The following is an 18,663-nucleotide window of genomic DNA, read 5'->3' on the forward strand; positions in this document are numbered from 1 at the left end:
CTATTTCTTCTTTACTTCTTCGTATGCAGCAGCTTTAAGGTCATCATTGCCAGATACCTTAAGAATTTGACCGTTCCAATCAACTAATCCCAGCTTTTTTGCCTCGGTTATTGCTTCCGTAAGTATGTCGTCAGCCACACCAGTCGTAATAGGGTTGAGATCACGCTTATGCCCATACCGTGCATCTAATGTAACAAGTGGATAATTTGCTTCCACGAGATCACAGTTAGCACGAAGGTATAGTTCATTCTCAGCTCGCGATATGGATACGAGGCCAAGTGCAGCAAGAAGTGCCCGTCCAACGATATTTTTCTCATTATCGTTGCCAAAACGAAGCTGACGTAGAGTAGCAAAGCTTAATACCCATGAGCGAATTACTTTGCTACAAGAAACCCCGCCCAAGTTATCATTATCAAGCTTAGGCGGGAGCCCTCCAAGACCATCTGTGGATGGTTTCCTTTCAACTTTGCCCACTTTAATTCCCATAGCTATGGGATCTATACGGGCACCACCACGATGAGATATTTGTTCTTTACCATCATGCTCTTGATCTGCGAGAACGCCAATAATCTCACCCACGAGCGCACTCCGAAGACGTAGCTGACGAACCTTACGGTGAGCATCCCAAGCACCAAAAAGAGCTGAGGCAGGTGTAGTACTAAGTATCGCGCTTAGGTCAGCAGGAGTAGCATTACGAAGAGCACGGTAGGATTCGTGTTCTGTCGCTAAAACGCCTTCAATAGTTCCAAAGCGTATGTGCCCGTCAGCAAAACGGTGAGGAAGTTCTAAGTCTGTGAAAGAAAGTGTGCCTTCTTCATCTCCCCCATACACGTTCCCTGCATCATAACTAACCTCAATGCGCGGAATATTTGCTAATGGTTGGGCGTTTGCACGGATATCTTGCATAATAGCAGCTTCAGCACGGTTCAGCTGTGATTGCTTACTATCAATGAGTACCACCCGGGCAGCTTTACCATCAATATATCGGGTTTCAAAAGCGAAAACCGGCTTAGTAGAGTTTTTAGAGTCCTCAACAAACTTAGCTGGAGCAACTGATGCGTGCTCTCCGGCAGCAGGTTTAAGCTCTGTCACCGAGACTAGAGTTGAGGCGCCACCAGGAGCACATGCCCTCTTCAGATCCTCAAATTTAATATCAACTTTCTCAGGTGCAGACATCATTATCCCCTTCGGACGATAGAACTTTATTGTTCTAGATATTTCTGTGGCATCTACCTATATCAGAGGTAGAAGGTAATTTTCCCAACGTATCCTATGTTGGGAGCAAACGTTTACAACAATGGTTGGGGCTGAGCTGAAGCCCTAATACAAACCAACGTTCAACGTCCGCTTTTCATAGTAACAGTACTTTTCGCCTATAAGTCCCAGACTGTCACGTGTCTTCAATCTCATAAAGTTGGTTGCCTCGAAAACTTTTAGCTGCTCTCAATGAAAGTCACCCATTCTCATGGGTGAGACCCTGGCAGACCCCGAGACTGGCGTCTGCTACACCGACCCTCAATGAAAGTCACCTGTTCTCACAGGTGAGACTCAGCACCAGTGCCACCTGTCTCCGGCGGGGGAGTCCCTCAATGAAAGTCACCTGTTCTCACAGGTGAGACGAGCTCGTTAAGCAGCCCCGGGTATGTCTGGGCGTAGGTCCCTCAATGAAAGTCACCCATTCTCATGGGTGAGACTCCATGAGCGCAACCCAGAAATCGGGTGGAATATTACCCTCAATGAAAGTCACCTGTTCTCACAGGTGAGACCCGAGGAACTGGAGCGTGTCTATGGAGATGCCGTGGGACCCTCAATGAAAGTCACCCATTCTCATGGGTGGAGAAACGGCGGAGGTGAGGTCGTCGTCTATCACGCCGATCCCTCAATGAAAGTCACCTGTTCTCACAGGTGAGACGCCCGCACAGTGCTTGCCCAAATTGTGACACTAGACCACCCTCAATGAAAGTCACCTGTTCTCACAGGTGAGACGCCATTCTGTGGTTGCCCCGATGTACTGCGCCATTTTCCCTCAATGAAAGTCACCTGTTCTCACAGGTGAGACTTCCCGCCGGACAGGTCTAGCAGGTCTTCCACCTGCCCCTCAATGAAAGTCACCTGTTCTCACAGGTGAGACCGTCGAAATACTCTCGCCAGATGCCTGTCCCAAGATCCCCTCAATGAAAGTCACCTGTTCTCACAGGTGAGACCGGTATTCCAGGGTTTGCCAGATTGTGCGGTGCTCGAACCCTCAATGAAAGTCACCTGTTCTCACAGGTGAGACCACTACACCATCAAAAACAGGTTTGACAATGTTCTCCCCTCAATGAAAGTCACCTGTTCTCACAGGTGAGACTGCCCCTCACAAACCCCAGTAATATACTGGCATCTCAAGAGGCTACGCGAGCGCGAGGGTTAAACCACTGATCTTCAGTCTACAATATCCACAAATATGACCACAAAAACGGCCCTGACCTGCACATACACCCCCGCGAGCGAAACCCGAGATTTACGGTAAGCACCAGGTGCTCACGAGACCTCACAGCAATACCGAGCGACAATACAAAAGCGCCCCCGAAGGTTTTACCTTTGGGGGCTTGGTGGAGCGGTTGACGAGACTTGAACTCGCGACATCCACCTTGGCAAGGTGGTGCTCTACCAACTGAGCTACAACCGCGCAACGAAGAATACTATACCGAACTGTTGGGCACCCTGCAAGTCTTCACGGGCCTGGCGGGCGTGAAATTCCGTCTCTGGACCCGGAAAACTATCCCATAGAACGCTCTGACAAGCATAAACACTGGTGAGCATGGCCAATATTTTTCTGAGGTTTTTCTCATCGGGGTGCTGCTGTGCCTCAGCGATGGTTACGGTTCTGGGCGGGTGCGCAAGGCCCAACGGTTACTCCAGGTCACGACGAATACCGTGCCTTTGTCTGCTGCTTTAAGCACCGTTCCTGTCCGTGTTTGGGTGTTCGTTTGTGGTCTTCCCGGTTTCTGGTTTGCTGTCGCTGTTCGTGCTGCCCTCACCGCCGGTGGAGGGCTGGCGTTTACGCTGCGTTTCGGGGGCTACGCCGTCCTCGTTCATCTCATCTACCAGGCGCATTAGGAACGATTTTGCGTACACCATGCCGAACCCGAACAGCAGCGCACCCAGCACCCAGATCACGAACGTCACCCAGTCCCAGTGCCCGCCCAGCACTTGTTTTACCCCCACATACAGCAGCAGGGCGGCAACGGAAATCGTCAGTGCCAGCGCCACATCTTTGCGGGTCATCCTTATTGTCCTTTCTCCAGCTCAGTGCTGCTGGTGTCAGTAGCTTCAGCATGGGCTTTCTGCCGCGCCTCCCAGGCGTCTTGTTCGTCGTCAAAACGTGCCTCTTGGTAGGCGGCGAAATACGCCAGCAGGCTTGCCACCATAATCGCCACAATAGTCCACACAGACCGCAGCACGTCGGCAACGGTTGCGATGAGCATAATGATCGATGCGTTTGCGAACGCCATCACCGTGCCTTTACGGACGGCACGCCACACGCGTTTTTTACTGCTAAAAATCTCCAGCATCGTAGCCTCTCAGCGGTTCCTGCACTGCTATAAGCATAAGCTGTGCGCACCCTGCGCCCATAGTGCGCACACCACTTACCGGTTGTGCACGGGGGTATAAGAGAACCGCCCGGCCCGCCCTGCGCGTGGCAGGCGGCGGGTCGGGCGGCACTTTCAGAAAGGGGCTAAGTAATATTCTACTCCCCCAAATCGGCTGCTAGTTTACGCAGCCTCTTCAGCGATGATTCCTTCCCCAGAATCTGCATAGATTCGAACAGCGGCGGGGAGATACGCTCACCTGAAACTGCGATGCGTACAGGCCCGAATGCCAGGCGTGGCTTGATGTCCAGGCCCTCAACGATCGCCGAACGCAGCGCCGCCTCAATGTGAGAAGAATCCCACTCGGTGATGGGTTCGAGCGCCTCAGTGGCGGCGGCAAGAACCTGCGGGGCGGATTCTTTCAGCTGCTTACGCGCATCATCAGCCACCGTAATATCTTCATCAGCGGTGAAGAGGAACGCCAGAAGTTTAGGTGCCTCGCCCAGAAGCTGCATGCGCTCCTGCACCAGCGGGGCGGCCTGCGTGAGCACCTGCTCCTGCTGTTCGCTCAGCTGCTCCCCCAGCACACCCGCCGCCTGCAGGTACGGTACCAGGCGGTCCCGGAAATCGGCGGCATCCAGGCGGCGAATATGGTCGCCGTTAATGGCTTCGGCTTTTTTCACGTCGAAACGTGCCGGGTTACCCACCACATCGTGCACATCAAAGTGCTGCACCAGCTCGTCCACCGTGAACACGTCTTGGTCTGCTGAGAGCGACCAGCCCAGCAGCGAGAGGTAATTCAGCAGGCCCTCTTTAATGAACCCGGCCTCACGCAGCAAAAACAGGTTCGATTCGGGGTCACGCTTTGAAAGCTTCTTATTACCCTGCCCCATCACATAGGGCAGGTGCCCAAATTCGGGGATGAACTCGGTAACACCCACATCAATGAGGGCACGGTACAGGGCGATCTGGCGCGGGGTTGACGAGAGCAGGTCTTCACCGCGCAGCACGTGGGTGATGCCCATGAGCGCATCATCCACCGGGTTCACGAGAGTGTACAGCGGCTTGCCGTTTGCACGCACCACCACATAGTCCGGTACCGAACCGGCCCGGAACGTGATTTCACCACGCACCAGGTCGTTAAACGTAATGTCTTCCTCAGGCATGCGCAGGCGCCACACGGGCTGGCGGCCTTCGGCGCGGAACGCCTCTTTCTGCTGCTCAGTTAGGGTGCGGTCATAGTTGTCGTAGCCTAACTGCGGGTCTTCACCTTTAGCTTTACGGCGTTCACGCACCTCATCGGGGGTTGAGAAATCTTCGTAAATGTAGCCGCCGTCTTTGAGCTTTTGAATGACCTCGGCGTACAGGTCCATGCGCTGCGACTGCCGGTACGGCTCGTGGGGGCCGCCCACGCCCACCCCTTCGTCCCAGTCAATGCCCAGCCAGTGCAGGCCCTCAAGCACCTGGTTGAACGACTCTTCCGAATCGCGGGCCGCGTCGGTGTCTTCGATACGGAACACCAGTTTGCCGCCGGTGTGGTGCGCGTACGCCCAGTTGAACAGGGCGGTGCGTACCATGCCCACATGCGGGGTTCCGGTCGGTGAGGGGCAGAAACGGACGCGGGTCTGGCTCGCGTCTGCGAGCGCGGGGCCGCGGTATTCGGTCATTATTGTTCTCCTATATATGTGTCAGAGGTTTCGGTGGCGGGGCGGGGTGCTGTTCGGTACCCGCTTACCTGGTGCCGGGTGGGGGTTAGCTGCGGATTCGGGTGACGAGCGCGCCGATGCCTTCAACTTCCACCTCGACCTCGTTGCCTTCGTGCAGCACGGTGGTTCCTGCGGGGGTTCCGGTGAGGATAATGTCGCCCGGTAAGAGGGTGAAGACTTCTGATGCGGCGGCGACCAGTTCAGCCACGCTGTAGTGCATCTCGGAGGTGTTGCCTTCTTGGAGGGTGTCACCGTCTACCCAGGTGGTGATGTTCAGCGAGTCGGTGTCGAGCTGGGTTTCGATCCAGGGCCCGAGCGGGGTTGAGCCGTCGAAGCTTTTAGCGCGTGTCCATTGGGCGTCGGTGTCCATGACGTCGCGGGCGGTGAGGTCGTTGGCTACGGTGTAGCCGAACACGACTTCGGGTACGCGTTCTAGCGGCACGGATTTTGCGATGCGCCCGATGACAACGGCGAGTTCACCTTCGGGGCTGACCGCTTCGGAGTAGTCAGGGAGGGTGACGGGGTCGCCGGGGCCTACCACGGTGGTGTTGGGTTTGGTGAAGAACTGTGGCGCGGCCGGTGCCGGTGTGCCCGCCCAGTTGGCGATAGCGCCGATTACTTTTGAGCGTGGGATGATGGGCGCGAGCAGGCGCACATCATCTAGCCGGTGGGTTGCACCGGTTGGTTCTATGCCGTTGTAGAACGGGTCACCGGCGAGAACGCGCAGGGTTTCGGCGCCTTCTTCGCCTTCGACGAGGCCGAAGTGTAGTTCGTCATCTACGGTAAATCGTGCAATACGCATACCCTCTAGGGTACCAGCCCGGCGGTGGTGTCAGCCGCCGGGTTGTCTGCGTCTGCGGCGGGGTTTAGCGGGTACGGAAGTATACGGGTTCGCGGCCGGTGCGTCCGCGGCGGGCGTTAATGGTGGCGCGGATGGTTTTGAGGGCTTGCTCTTCGCGTTGGGGGGCGTATTCTTGTTGGCTTTCTTGGGCGTCCCATTGGCGGTGGTAGACGAGTACGTCGGGTACCCGCAGCCCTTGTGTGTCTTCTGCGACGTGCAGGAGCAGCCCCAGGTTTTCGGCGCTGTTGAGGGCGGGCCAGCCTGCGGCTTGGAGTACGCGGTCGGTGTGGTAGATGACGGCGCCGGGGTGTAGCGGGAAGGGCACGGTCCAGAGCCCGGCGAGGGCGCCTTCGGGGTAGGTTTCTGGGGTGTTGGCCCAGTGTTCGGTGCGTTCGCCGGTGCCGTGGATGAGCATGTTTGCGGCGGCCCACCCGGCGTCTGGGTTTTTCTCAAGCTGGTGGATGGTGGCGGCCACGCCTTCGGGGTTGAGCACGTCGTCGGCGTCGAGTTTGAGCAGGTATTCGGCCTCGACCGTAGGGAGTGCGGTGTTGCGGGCCACGGAGGCGCCGCTGCAGAGTTTGCCGGTGGTTAGTTGTGCGTCTGCGTGTTCGACGGGTTGGGTGCTCACGCCGTCCCACACCACGATCCACTGGATGTTGAGGTGGTTGCGGGTTTGGGCCACGGATTGGGCGGTTTCGTGCAGGTGGTCGGCGCGGTCGGGGGCTACGGCGGTAATAATGGCCAGCTTGTGCATGGGGTCTCCCTCGGTTGAACCTGATATATCGGTGGCGCGCACCCGCACCGTGTGGTTTTGAGTGCGCAAAAGGAGGCCCTGCACGGGTGTGACCCGGTTCAGAACCTCCCTTCTGCTTGTCTCAAGTGTACCCCGGCGCGGTGGTGGCGGGTAGGGAATCGGCACGGATTTTAAGCGCGAAACGTGGCTTTCCGGCCGGGGCTGCCTCTATAAGGTGCGTTTCGGTCGAAAAGCCACGTGCGGGGGTGAGCTTTTTAGACGAGGCGGGTCATCCAGCCGTGGCGGTCTTCTACCGTGCCGGTCTGAATACCCACGAGTTCCTCACGCAGGCTCTTGGAGATCTCACCGAACCCTTCGGAGGCTGCGGGAATCTCAAAATCAGCGGCTTTGAGCTTTCCGATGGGGGCGATAACTGCTGCGGTGCCGCAGGCGCACACCTCTGTAATATCGCCGGAGGCCACGCCGTCACGCCACTCGTTCAGGGTGATGGGGCGTTCCTCAACGGTCATTCCGCGGTCTTTGGCCAGCTGCAGAATTGAGGAGCGAGTAACGCCTTCTAGGATTGTTCCGGTCAGTTCGGGGGTGACCAGCTTGTTCTCTTTGCCGTAGATGAAGAATACGTTCATGCCGCCCAGCTCTTCGAGCGCATCGTTGCGGTGCGGGTCTTTGAAGATCACCTGTTTGCAGCCGTTTTCTTCACCTTCAAGCTGGGCGATCATGGCGGCAGCATAGTTACCGCCGCATTTTGCGGTGCCGGTGCCGCCTTCACCAGCGCGGGCGTATTTTGTGGACAGCCAAATGTCTACTGGCTCGGGGGTGCCGAAGTAGTTACCGGCTGGTGACCCAATCACGTGATACTCCACGTGACGAGCAGGGCGAACCCCCAGGTACGCCTCGGTCGCAATCATAAACGGACGGAAATAGAACGCTTCTCCCTCACCGCTGGGAACCCATTTTTCGTCTGCCTGCACCAGCTGTTTTAGGGATTCGATGAAGGTCTCTTCGGGCAGCTGAGGCAGCGCCATACGATGCGCTGATCGGTTCAGGCGCGCCGCGTTCTTCTCGGGCCGGAATGTCCACACCGAACCGTCCGCGTGGCGGTAACCCTTAATACCCTCGAAGATTTCCTGGCCATAGTGAAAAACCGCAGCGGCGGGATCTAAGCTGAGCGGACCGTAGGCGTGCACCCGCGCGTTCGACCATTCACCGCCGGTTTTATAGTCACCGTTCCAGTCGATGCTGACCATGTGGTCGGTGAAGTAATCGCCAAACCCGGGGTCGGCTAGGATCTCGGCGCGGCGGGCGTCGCTGGCGGGGTTTTGGTTCGTTTCGTGGCTGAATTCGATGGCCATCGAGGTTCTTCTTCCGTGAGAGTTCATTACTTAGTGTGCCGCCCGCGAATGAAGGTGAGCGGTGCGCATCGTTAAACTGCGCGGGTGGCGCGTGGGGATGCTGTGGTTCGTGACCACGCCAGCGGTGGGCAAACCGTGTGTGCTCGCCGCACCCTGTTTTAGGGTACCCGATATGGGGGCACCACGCATATTGCTGCCGGGGCTGCCGGGCACCGCGCACCCGTGCTGGGGTGCGGGTGCTCACTGGTGGTGGTTAGCCGATAAAGCCCAGCACGTCGTCACCAACCTCGACGGTGGTGCGGGTGCGGGCACCATTGGCGCGCATGTCGGCCTCGACTGCTTCCTCAATGCGCACGGCGGTCGACTCATAGCCCAGGTGCCGCAGCAGCAGGGCCGCTGCGAGGATTGTGGCGGTCGGGTTTGCCTTATTCTGCCCCGCAATATCGGGGGCTGAACCGTGCACGGGCTCGAACATTGAGGGGAACTTCCCCACCGCGTTAATATTGCCGGAGGCGGCGTACCCGATACCGCCGGTTACTGCACCGGCTTGGTCGGTCAGGATGTCACCGAATAGGTTATCGGTTACGATCACGTCGAACCGTGAGGGGTCGGTGGTCATGAAAATTGTTGCCGCATCAATGTGCAGGTAGTCGGTCTGCACATCGGGGAATTCACGCCCGATCTCCTCAAAAAGGCGGGTGTACAGGCGGCCAGCATGCACCAGCACATTCGTTTTGTGGATGAGGGTCAGCTTCTTGCGGCGGGCTTGTGCCAGCTCGAAGGCGTACCGGATTAGGCGGCTGACCCCGTGGGCGGTGTTGAGCGACACTTCAGTTGCTATCTGTTCCTGCGTGCCCTCACGCAGGGTACCGCCGTTACCCGCATAGGGGCCTTCGGTGCCTTCACGTACCACCACGAAGTCGATCTCGCCGGGGCTGCTCAGCGGCGACACCGCCCCCGGGTACAGCCGCGCGGGGCGCAGGTTAATGTAGTGGTCAAACGCGAACCGTAGTTTCAGAAGCATCTCACGCTCAATTAGGCCCGAGGGGATATCACCGCTGCGCGGGTCGGCGCCAATAGCGCCAAAAAGAATAGCGTCGTGCTTTTTCAGCGCATCCATGGTGCTCTCGGGCAGGGTCTCACCGGTTTTTAGCCAGTGCTCAGCCCCAAGTGAGTAGTCGGTTGAGGTCACGGCGATGCTATCGAGCTCGCATACGCGGTCAAGTACGCGCCGGGCCTGAGCAATAATTTCGGGGCCGATACCGTCGCCAGCGATTACGGCGAGGTCAATACTGTTGGTGAGGTGCTGTTCAGTCATGCTACTACCCTACTGCTGGTGCGGAACCACGCCCACACACAACCCCGCGAATCTCACAGTGTGGGCAGCCTGAGAACCCCAGTACTTATCATGATGCAGCTGGCGCACATGGCCTTCTCATACCTGAGTAGTAGCTACCCACCGATAAACTTAACCCATGGACTTTACTAGCCGCGTTAATAACTTCCTCGACAAACACCACCGGTGGGGTAATGCCGCGGCTGTTCTGAGCATTCAGATGCTCACCCTGCTGATCTGTTTAGGAACCGCTGACCGTGATGCGGGCGTTGCCTTTATTACTGCGGGTGTGACTACCACCAGCCTGTACTACCGGTACCGCAACCCCTACGGCAGCATCTATGTTTTTACGGTGGCGCTGCTCCTTTCGCTTTTCGCCCCCACCGTCGTTATTTACTCCTACCTGCCGGTGTTATTGGCCGCGTACCATACCGGCCGACATTGGAACCAAAAGGGACGAGCACGCGCATTTATTGGCGGGTGGGTTATCTCATTCCTGGTGGGAGTCCGTAGTTTTATAGCACTGCTTCATAGCCTCAGCCCGAATGAACCGGTGCTCAATGCCGCCGGTGCAGCTTTCATAGCGCTCTTCGCCCTCTTCTTTTGCGGGCTCACGTTCTCGTTCTTCTGGTTTTTTGGTGCTTCACGGCGTATGCGTGTGCTGCTGCAAGACGAAATCCGTGAGCGCGCCATGCGCCTGGAATTTGAGCAGCAGCAGGAGCGGCGGCTGGCGGCTCAGGACGAACGCACCCGTATTGCCCGGGAAATGCACGATATTGTGGCGCATTCACTCTCCAGTATTATTACGCAGGCCGATGGGGCGCGGTATGCCTCAGCGGCGGCACGGCAGGCTAGCGAAGAAGCCACCGACGCAGATGGCTCACAGCCGGAAACATCTCAAAAAATTGCGGAGCAAACACTCGATACGATCGCCACAACGGCGCGTGGTTCTCTTGCACAGATGCGTTCACTGCTTGGAATACTGCGCACCGACGAGGTGACCATGTACACCCCCGCCCCCAGCCTGGGTGAGGTGCCGATGCTGGTGGAGCAGACACGCGATTCGGGGGTTCCAATCGAGTTCTCGGGTATTAGCGGGGTGCCGCGAGGCACCCTGCCGCAGGGGGCTGAGCTGGCAGCGTACCGGGTGGTGCAGGAGGCGCTGACGAACATCCTTAAGCACGCCCGTGACGCGCAGCAGGTGCAGCTGGTGGTGGCCTGGGACAGGGCGGGGCTGGGCATTAGTGCACACAATAGCGCCCCGCAGGGTAAGTTCTCTCCGGTGCCGGGGTCAGGTAACGGGCTGCGCGGTATGGCGGAGCGCGTGAACATGTATGAGGGTGAGCTGAGCTACGGCCCGGACGTTCAGGGCGGTTACACGGTGCGGGCGCACCTGCCATACCGGGAAATTTAGTCAGTGTAGGTTTTGGTTAATTATTCGTGAAGGAGCGTAATAGTGGATGAAAAGATTACGGTAATGCTGGTTGATGATCAGCAGCTGGTGCGTGGCGGGCTGAAGATGCTTGTAGATTCTCAACCCGATTTGCAGGTGGTGATGGAAGCCGATGACGGCGCCGCCGCTGTGGATAGTTATGCGCGCCTGGCGGAGCAGGGGCACGCGCCGAACATTGTGCTGATGGATGTGCGCATGCCGGTACTGGACGGGCTGCAGGCGGCCACGCGCATCCTTGAAATGCACGCCCCCCAATCGCATGTGATTATGCTGACCACCTTCGATTTGGATGAGTACGTGTACTCGGCGGTTCGGGCCGGTGCGAGCGGGTTTCTGCTCAAAGACGCCCCGCCGGAGGAGCTGCTGGGGGCGGTGCGCACAGTGTACCGGGGGGATGCGGTGATCGCGCCTTCGGCCACGCGCCGCCTGCTCAAGCACATGATCCCGGTACTGGATACCTCCAGGGAAAATGCTGCAGCCGAAGCGCCGCCGCAGGAGCAGCCGGTGCTGCAGCATCAGGAGCTTATTGAGCAGCTGACCCCGCGCGAGTATGAGGTGCTGAAACTGGTGGCTGAGGGCCTGTCGAACTCTGAGATCGGTCGGGAGCTGGTGCTTTCTGAGGCGACTATTAAAACGCATGTGTCGCATGTGTTGAATAAGTTGGACGCACGGGATCGTGTGCAGGCGGTCATCATGGCGTACGAGGCGGGGATCGTGAGCTAAAAGGCGGGAGACCCACGGTTGTGGGTGCGGGCGTGTACGACTGAAACGGTAAAGCTGGACGATAAAAGTAGTGGGAAAATTGGCGAAAAAGGCAACGATGAGGGCACCGTTAGTGACGCTGGTTCGCGCAAATGCGCGCGCCTCATGGCGTAAATACGCGCTCACGGGGGTAGCTGTGGGGATCTCGGCGTTTTTCTTAGCCATGGTAATTCTGCTGAGCCTGTCATTCAACGCCGCTTTTGATGCCCACTATGAGGATAGGGTCTCACGCAGTGATGCCGTTGTGGTGCCGAAAACATTGTTAATGTCGCCAAGTCCCAACAACGGCTCAGACACTCTGACCACTGAGCAGGTGCAGCGCGTCAGGAATGACCCCCATGTTGAGGCCGCCTGGGAACTGGTGGAAGAATCCTACATCGCCACCGGAACAACTGATAAGTATTTTGTACTCCGGGAGGTTCCTACTCGCACCGATATGTTCCCCTACGCGGTGAATGGCCGCATGCCAGTTAACGAACGGGAAGTGGTGGTCTCTGAGCATGTAGCCGCTGATTTACATCTAAATATTGGTGATACGCTCAGGGGCAACAGTACAACCCGCCATACGCTGGGTGAATACCGTATTGTGGGTACGTTTAAGCCAGCGATGCAGCAGTCTGACGAAATGATCTCTGTATACGCTGGCGGTTTGTCGCTAACCCGGCCGGGAGCGTCCTCAAACACCATTGAGGGTTTAGCCATTAAGCTTAAACCCGGGTCTAGTCTCCGGGACTTGATCGAGTCAACGGGACTGAACGGGTTCGGCTGGGCTAATCCCGGTGGGCACGCACTCGCAGTAATAACTCCCCACCAATATGCTGATGCTATGCGCGGAATCCAGTATATAGTTCTAGCGGTGTTGACCGACTCAATGCTCAGCTTCGCCATACTGGCGGTGTTGGTTTCCGCATTCGTTATCTCTAATACCCTGAATGTGCTTATGGCTCAACGCACCCGCGAACTGTCACTGCTGCGAACAGTGGGGATGAATAAACGCTCGCTCCTTGCCCTGGTGCTGGGGGAAGCGGCAATTATGGGTGTGGTATCTTCACTGGCTGGTATTGTCTTAGCCTATATCTTGTTCGCGGTGGGCACCCTACTGCTGGATCGTTCCTCCCATTTCTCAATAACCATCTCAACTGTGCAGGCTATTACCAAGCTCGTATTCAGCTCATCACTCATGCCAGCGGCAATAACCCTAGCCGTATGTTGTACCACCACGCTCATTGCGGCACTTCTGCCAGCGGTGACGGCGATGCGTATTTCTCCGGTACAGGGTCTGCGGCAAGGCACAAAGATCACGGTACATGCCGGTGGTCGGGTGCAGACCATCCTAGGAACCGTGTTTTTCCTGCTTGCTACGGGCTTAGTAGCCTGGGGGTTGTTCCATTCATTAGGTGTAGATGACATTACTGATACAGGATGGCAGAAACGGTTCATATTCTCGGCACTTGGGATAGCGTGCCTGCTGGTGGCGCTGGTGTTCCTTGCTTATCGGTTTATACCGCTGCTGGTACGCGGGTGGGCGGCGCTTATTGCCCGCACATTAACGGGTGAGATTGCCCGAGCGAACGCGTTGCGCTCCCCCAAACGTACAGTGGCGACCGGGCGTGCCCTGCTGGTGGGGGCGGTTCTGGTGGGTGTTGTGCTCTCTGGTCGGGCCACGCTGGAGTCAATGGCGATGCACACCGTTGACCAGCAGAAGGCTGCGGCAGCGTCCCTGTATTTTGGTGCGCCCTCTGCGCTGCCCACACACACTACACCATCCGATGCGCAACATACTGCCGAGCAACAGCCGCAGCAGCAGCATAATGGCTCAAATCCTTCTGCCGCTGAGACATCGCTGCTTCAGGCACGTGAAGCAGCCCAACAGGTGCGCAGCCTAACGGATGTATCCTCGGTTTCTCTGGTGGAGTATGCTGGCGGGTTCGACTATCTGGAGACTGAGCCGTACCACAGGTTCGTTCAAAACCGCATGAGCGAGCAGGAATACCAGCGTCTGCGCGCCGAAGAATCTGCCGCATCCCTGGCGAATACGTATGCGGTTGATACCGCAGATATTACTACGATACTTCCCGGAGCTGACTCTCATCTGCTGGATGGGGACACCGTGGCGCTCTCCCGGCAGGACTGGGAATCCTACCGGGCTGGCGAAACCGGCGAATTCCGGTTTGTTGGCCCCACCGGGGAGATCAAGCTTAAACCTGTACCGTCAAACCTTGACAACCACTCCCCGTATGTCTCCCGTGCAACGGCCGCAAAAGTACAAGACCTTGAGCACCCCCGCACGGTTGAAGGAAGCACTGGGGGCGGCTCCCAGCTGATCATGCAGACCAAACCGCTTACCGGCAATAAAGCTAAAGAACTACGCGAAAACCTGCAGCATATTGCCTCGAAGCATCAGGGGTATTACGTGCTTGGCACCGTTGACACGCGCGCTGCTCTCACCCAAAGCATGGATTATGCCGTGTATGTTTATATGGCGCTGCTGTCGCTCACGCTGCTGATTTCAATGCTGGGGGTAGCGAACACTATCGCGCTTTCAGGGTACGAGCGGGCACATGAAAACGCGCTCTTACGGGTGCTGGGGCTCTCGCGCACACAGCTGCGTTCGGTAGTGATCATGGAAGCGGTGCTGATTACATTCGCGACCGTCACCATTGGGCTTGCTGGCGGTACCATCATCGGTTTCGTAGGCGCCCGGGCAATGGTTCCGGAGCAGTACGAGCTGGTGTACACCATACCGTGGGTGGGGTACGGTTTCACGCTTCTCGCCTCTCTCGTGGCGGCTATCCTCTGCTCGTTTATCCCGGCGGTGCGCGTTTCGCGGCGTTCCCCGGTGGAGGGGCTGCGGACCGACTAAGGGGCTGCGGACCGACTAAATAATGTCTTGGGCGGGTGCACACATGACGGATTATTTATTACCTTGTAAATAAATTAGTTGCTATGTAAAGCACTAACGCATGTAAGGCTACTTTTTAGCCCGTCATGACTCCCCACTGCGGTGTTTCCCTAAAAATCATCCTAAAGGATGAGGGATATAACAGGTATTTGAGGGTATCATCTGCAACAATTGAGGGCATGAGTACTACGACTATTGCCGCAGCTGCACCTGCGGTAGCCACACGAAACCTGTTCAAAACCTACGGTAGGGGCGAAGCAACCGTTCATGCCCTGAATAATGTGACCATTGACTTTGAGCGCGGTAAATTTACCGCCATTATGGGGCCTTCCGGCTCAGGTAAATCCACGCTCATGCAAACCTTAGCGACCCTCGACACCCCGGATCGAAACCCTGAAACAAGCATCCAGATTGGCGGCACCGAGCTGTACGGGCAGAAAGACAACCAGCTCACCGAATTCCGCCGCGAACACGTAGGCTTCATCTTCCAGGCCTTTAACCTCGTACCCACCCTCACCGCCGGGCAAAACATCGACCTGCCACTGGGACTAGCCGGCAAAAAACCCGACCCGGTATGGCGCGATTACCTGGTGAAAACCCTGGGTCTTGCCGAACGTCTGAACCACAGGCCCGAGCAGCTTTCGGGTGGTCAGCAGCAGCGTGTGGCGATTGTGCGTGCGCTACTGTCCCGGCCCGAGGTGGTTTTTGCGGATGAGCCGACCGGTAACCTCGACTCTAACTCGGGTACTGAGGTGCTTAAACTTCTGCGGGATGCAGCCACCGAACAGAAACAAACAATTCTGATGGTCACGCACGATGCGCACGCCGCCTCGTACGCAGACCGCGTGGTCTTCCTCAAAGACGGCATGATCGCTGGCGAAATGCTCAACCCCACCCACGACGCCGTCCTACAGGCCATGGGGCAGTTGGAGGGTAAGTAGTGTCTAGTAATCTAAATACAGTGGCGCGCGCGAACCTGCGTGCGTCCAAAGGCAAATATATTCTCACGGGTCTTGGTATTGCCATTTCGTCGTTCTTCATTGCGGCCGTGATTGTGCTGATCAGCTCGCTGCAAGGCACCGTTAGCGCCTCAATCGGCGATGTGCTGACCAAGGCCGATAATATTGTGATCTCTGCCGGGGCAAACGACCAGTCTAACAATAGCGCGAACATTTACCTGGATGAGGAGACCATTAAGAAAATTCAGGAAGACCCGTCGGTTGCCTCAGCCTGGATTGATTACCAGGGTTCGGGTAAGTTCGGTGCTGATAAGACCACGGCCTACTACAACCAGGCCCCCACCAGCACCGACGCATTCCCCTTCAGCATTGACGGTAAGTTGCCCGCGAATGATTCAGAGATTATGCTCTCTAAAATCTTCGCGCAAAAACACAACCTGAAAACCGGTGATAAGGTCACCTCGCAGGATATTGTGGCTTCCGCCTCCGATCCGAGCACCACCGACACTAAGGAGTACACGGTCAGCGGCCTGTTCGACGGCGGATTCTCGGGCGCCAGCTCAAATGATGCGGTCTTTATTGGCGGCACCACCTACGGGGAAGCCGCCACCAAGGCCCTTAAGAACAGGCCTGCCGGGGCACCCGAGTACGTGTATCCAGGCGCTACCATTGCGTTCGTGAAATTCAAGGGTGATGACCAGGCCGCTGCCCGTACTGAGCTGCAGAATAAGCTCAACACCGGGGACAAAAATACCGAGCCGAAGGTAACAACCGGGAAAGAGTACCTGAAGAAGATACAGGACCAAATCTCGGCTGGGTTCGCGCTTATTGGCACGATCCTGGGCGCTTTCGCGGCACTGGCCTTGCTGGTCTCGTCCTTCGTCATTTCTAATACGTTCGCGGTGCTGATTGGGCAGCGAGTGCGTGAACTGGCCCTGCTGCGTACCCTGGGTGCGCGCGGCTCATCACTGGTGCTCATGCTCATCGTTGAGGCTCTTGTGGTGGGTATTGTATTCTCAGCGATCGGGGCGTTGGCGGTGTATGCTGTCGCGGGCCTGCTGTCACTGTTGTTTAACAATATTCTGATCACGTACGACCCCATGGCGTTCGTCGCTGGTGTGGCGCTGTGCACCATCGTCACAGTGTTGGCTTCGCTGGCCCCGGCCCGCACCGCCCTGCGCATCTCCCCCATTAGTGCAATGGGTGAGACCACCGCCCAGGCTGTGAAAAAGCCCAGCATTATTGGGATGATCGCGGGCGTGCTGGTGGGTATTGGCGGTGCCGTACTGGTCAGTATTGCCATCGGGATGACCAACGACAAGAAGGACTCCGAACAGGCTGTGCTGCTGGTGATGCTGGCTGCCCTGCTGCTCGGTGTGGCGATCTTCCTGCTCACTCCCTGGATTCTGCTGCCGCTGGTGCGGGGGCTGGGCACAATGTTCCGCACCCAGACCGGTAAATTGGCGGTCGCTAACGCCCTGCGCTCCCCCAAACGTACGGTCTCAACGGGCCGTGCAGTGCTGGTGGGTGCACTGGTGGTCGCTACCGTGCTGACCGGTTACAGCGTCATGAACGCCTCGCTGGCAAAGGCAATGGATAAGACCTTCCCGATCTCAGCGATGGCCGTATACGGTGATGGCTCATCGGCCGGTGCCAAGGGCGTGGAGAAAGCCCGCAGCGTTGCCGATAAGGCGCGGGGTTTGAAGAATGTGGAAGCAGCAACTGTGGCCTCTGCTGCGGGTGCCGTGGAGTACACGATCCCTGTGAAGGATACCGACAAGTCGGTGGATCACGCCAGTAACCTGGTGGCGCTGAGCCAAGACGAGCTGGGGAAGGTCATTCCGGGTGAGGCTTCGCAGCAGCTTGCCGATAATACGGTGCTGGTTCCCACCAAGATTTATGAGGCCAGCTCGTATAACGATTCAACCCGGCTCAAGGCAACCGGCCCGCGCGGGACTGTGGAGCTGAAACCGATTAAGTCGCAGACCCAGCAGACCCTCTTCATCGTGAATACGGCAACCGGGGCCAAGCTGCAGGATGCCTCTGACCCGAAACCGATTGCTGTTGCAAACGCACCGGAACAGCAGGGTGCACAGGGGCAGCCCGCCCAGGGTAGTGAGCACCAGGCTCCTGCCGATGGAGCACAGGGTGCACCCACCGCTGGGGCTGAGGGCGACGCATCTCCCGGCGCTACCGGTGCCGGTTCTGAGGGTGCCAGCGCCCCTGCCGGTGGAGGCGCTCAAGGCTCTGCTGCGGGTGCATCCGCTGGGAGTGCCCAGCAGCCGGGCCAGGACGGTGCCGGGCAGCAGGAGCTGGGAACCGTAGCGCGCGGTAACCAGACGATGGTTCTGGTGCGTGCGGCTTCTCCGCTGTCGTCCTCCGATAACGCCGCTTTGCAGGATGAGCTGACTAAAGCTAATGACGGCGTTGATTTTGTGGGCGGTTTGCAGTCACGGAAACAGATTGACCAGATACTGACTATTCTGCTGGGCTGCACCCTGGCACTGTTGGCTCTGGCAATTGTGATCGCTGTGATTGGCGTGGCGAACACTATGACCCTGTCGGTGAACGAGCGCCGCCGTGAGAACGCGATGCTCCGCTCGCTGGGCCTGTCCCGCAAGCAGCTGCGCCGCATGATTTCGGCCGAGGCAATTCTCATTACCCTAGGCGCGGTGCTGCTGGGCATCTTAGGCGGTATTGGGATTGGGCTGCTCGCGGCGAAGGTTATTTTCACGGCATCCAATAGTTCCGCTGAGATTGTGGTTGAGCTGCCGTTCTTGGGGCTGGCCTTTGTGGTGCTGGTTGGTTTGCTGTCAGCACTGGTCGCCTCGGCGCTGCCGGCGATACGTTCAGCGCGTATGTCTCCCGTAGAGGGGATGCGCAGCTAACCGCTGATTCGCTGTCGGTTCTGAACCGTCACAGGGCGGGTTCCCCGGTGTGGGGAACCCGCCCTGTGTTTTTATTGTGCCCGCTAAAGTTAATACAGTTTGTCTGCCGAAACGTGTTGAGGGTGTACTATTCTG

At 57.5% G+C, this 18,663-nt stretch carries 13 protein-coding genes, 1 tRNA gene and 2 CRISPR repeat arrays; of the genes, 5 read left to right on the forward strand and 9 right to left on the reverse strand.

Features of this window, described 5'->3' with window-relative positions; all coding sequences use genetic code 11:
* The 9 genes from cas7g to D8M41_RS04960 form a co-directional block, all read right to left on the reverse strand.
* Entirely contained in the window at positions 1-1,176 is a 1,176-nt protein-coding gene (gene cas7g, locus D8M41_RS04920; RefSeq protein ID WP_126926578.1) for a type I-G CRISPR-associated RAMP protein Csb1/Cas7g, read from the reverse strand.
* A gap of 264 nt (positions 1,177-1,440) precedes the next feature.
* A CRISPR array of direct repeats spans positions 1,441-1,767; the repeat unit is 36 nt; unit sequence CCCTCAATGAAAGTCACCTGTTCTCACAGGTGAGAC.
* A 109-nt stretch (positions 1,768-1,876) separates the two neighbouring features.
* A CRISPR array of direct repeats spans positions 1,877-2,350; the repeat unit is 36 nt; unit sequence CCCTCAATGAAAGTCACCTGTTCTCACAGGTGAGAC.
* Between the two features lie 245 nt (positions 2,351-2,595).
* A tRNA-Gly gene (locus D8M41_RS04925) sits at positions 2,596-2,671 on the reverse strand.
* Between the two features lie 266 nt (positions 2,672-2,937).
* The gene (locus D8M41_RS04930; protein WP_126926507.1) at positions 2,938-3,270 is read right to left on the reverse strand and encodes a hypothetical protein; all 333 of its coding nucleotides are present in this window, start codon (positions 3,268-3,270) and stop codon (positions 2,938-2,940) included.
* Positions 3,271-3,272: 2 nt separating this feature from the next.
* Positions 3,273-3,557 carry a hypothetical protein gene (locus D8M41_RS11690; RefSeq protein WP_126926508.1) on the reverse strand — a complete coding sequence of 95 codons (285 nt, stop codon included), beginning with the start codon at positions 3,555-3,557 and terminating at the stop codon, positions 3,273-3,275.
* Positions 3,558-3,733: 176 nt separating this feature from the next.
* Positions 3,734-5,242 carry a glutamate--tRNA ligase gene (gene gltX, locus D8M41_RS04940; protein WP_126926509.1) on the reverse strand — a complete coding sequence of 503 codons (1,509 nt, stop codon included), beginning with the start codon at positions 5,240-5,242 and terminating at the stop codon, positions 3,734-3,736.
* 85 nt (positions 5,243-5,327) lie between these two features.
* Positions 5,328-6,083, reverse strand: coding sequence for a fumarylacetoacetate hydrolase family protein (locus D8M41_RS04945; RefSeq protein ID WP_006888677.1), 756 nt, complete (start codon positions 6,081-6,083; stop codon positions 5,328-5,330).
* Positions 6,084-6,147: 64 nt separating this feature from the next.
* Positions 6,148-6,876, reverse strand: coding sequence for a glycosyltransferase family A protein (locus D8M41_RS04950; RefSeq protein ID WP_126926510.1), 729 nt, complete (start codon positions 6,874-6,876; stop codon positions 6,148-6,150).
* Positions 6,877-7,130: 254 nt separating this feature from the next.
* Entirely contained in the window at positions 7,131-8,228 is a 1,098-nt protein-coding gene (locus tag D8M41_RS04955; RefSeq protein WP_094758056.1) for a branched-chain amino acid aminotransferase, read from the reverse strand.
* Between the two features lie 253 nt (positions 8,229-8,481).
* Positions 8,482-9,546 (reverse strand): 3-isopropylmalate dehydrogenase, encoded by a 1,065-nt coding sequence (locus D8M41_RS04960; protein WP_126926511.1) that lies wholly within the window; start codon positions 9,544-9,546, stop codon positions 8,482-8,484.
* Between the two features lie 157 nt (positions 9,547-9,703).
* Here D8M41_RS04960 and D8M41_RS04965 point away from each other — a divergent pair, with 157 nt between their 5' ends.
* The 5 genes from D8M41_RS04965 to D8M41_RS04985 all read left to right on the forward strand — a co-directional run bounded on the left by D8M41_RS04965 (position 9,704) and on the right by D8M41_RS04985 (position 18,528).
* Complete coding sequence (locus tag D8M41_RS04965) at positions 9,704-10,978, forward strand: sensor histidine kinase (RefSeq protein WP_006888683.1); 1,275 nt, start codon at positions 9,704-9,706, stop codon at positions 10,976-10,978.
* Positions 10,979-11,020: 42 nt separating this feature from the next.
* Positions 11,021-11,740 carry a response regulator gene (locus D8M41_RS04970; protein WP_006888659.1) on the forward strand — a complete coding sequence of 240 codons (720 nt, stop codon included), beginning with the start codon at positions 11,021-11,023 and terminating at the stop codon, positions 11,738-11,740.
* 79 nt (positions 11,741-11,819) lie between these two features.
* Positions 11,820-14,642, forward strand: a complete 2,823-nt coding sequence (locus D8M41_RS04975) for an ABC transporter permease (protein ID WP_148110200.1) — start codon at positions 11,820-11,822, stop codon at positions 14,640-14,642.
* Positions 14,643-14,860: 218 nt separating this feature from the next.
* Positions 14,861-15,622, forward strand: a complete 762-nt coding sequence (locus tag D8M41_RS04980) for an ABC transporter ATP-binding protein (RefSeq protein ID WP_006888662.1) — start codon at positions 14,861-14,863, stop codon at positions 15,620-15,622.
* On the forward strand, positions 15,622-18,528 hold the full coding sequence (locus D8M41_RS04985) for an ABC transporter permease (protein WP_037287152.1): 2,907 nt from the start codon (positions 15,622-15,624) through the stop codon (positions 18,526-18,528). Before D8M41_RS04980 ends, D8M41_RS04985 begins: the two co-directional genes overlap by 1 nt.
* The last annotated feature ends 135 nt before the right edge of the window (positions 18,529-18,663 follow it).

Origin of the sequence: Rothia sp. HSID18069 (assembly GCF_003989155.1) — a bacterium.
GTDB lineage: Bacteria > Actinomycetota > Actinomycetes > Actinomycetales > Micrococcaceae > Rothia > Rothia aeria.

Bases quoted from the DNA above. Each gene is read 5' to 3' on its own strand.
- D8M41_RS04950 (WP_126926510.1), bottom strand. From the start codon at position 6,876: ATGCACAAGCTGGCCATTATTACCGCCGTAGCCCCCGACCGCGCCGAC.
- cas7g (WP_126926578.1), bottom strand. From the start codon at position 1,176: ATGTCTGCACCTGAGAAAGTTGATATTAAATTTGAGGATCTGAAGAGG.
- D8M41_RS04945 (WP_006888677.1), bottom strand. From the start codon at position 6,083: ATGCGTATTGCACGATTTACCGTAGATGACGAACTACACTTCGGCCTC.
- D8M41_RS11690 (WP_126926508.1), bottom strand. From the start codon at position 3,557: ATGCTGGAGATTTTTAGCAGTAAAAAACGCGTGTGGCGTGCCGTCCGT.
- gltX (WP_126926509.1), bottom strand. From the start codon at position 5,242: ATGACCGAATACCGCGGCCCCGCGCTCGCAGACGCGAGCCAGACCCGC.
- D8M41_RS04930 (WP_126926507.1), bottom strand. From the start codon at position 3,270: ATGACCCGCAAAGATGTGGCGCTGGCACTGACGATTTCCGTTGCCGCC.
- D8M41_RS04980 (WP_006888662.1), top strand. From the start codon at position 14,861: ATGAGTACTACGACTATTGCCGCAGCTGCACCTGCGGTAGCCACACGA.
- D8M41_RS04960 (WP_126926511.1), bottom strand. From the start codon at position 9,546: ATGACTGAACAGCACCTCACCAACAGTATTGACCTCGCCGTAATCGCT.
- D8M41_RS04965 (WP_006888683.1), top strand. From the start codon at position 9,704: ATGGACTTTACTAGCCGCGTTAATAACTTCCTCGACAAACACCACCGG.
- D8M41_RS04955 (WP_094758056.1), bottom strand. From the start codon at position 8,228: ATGGCCATCGAATTCAGCCACGAAACGAACCAAAACCCCGCCAGCGAC.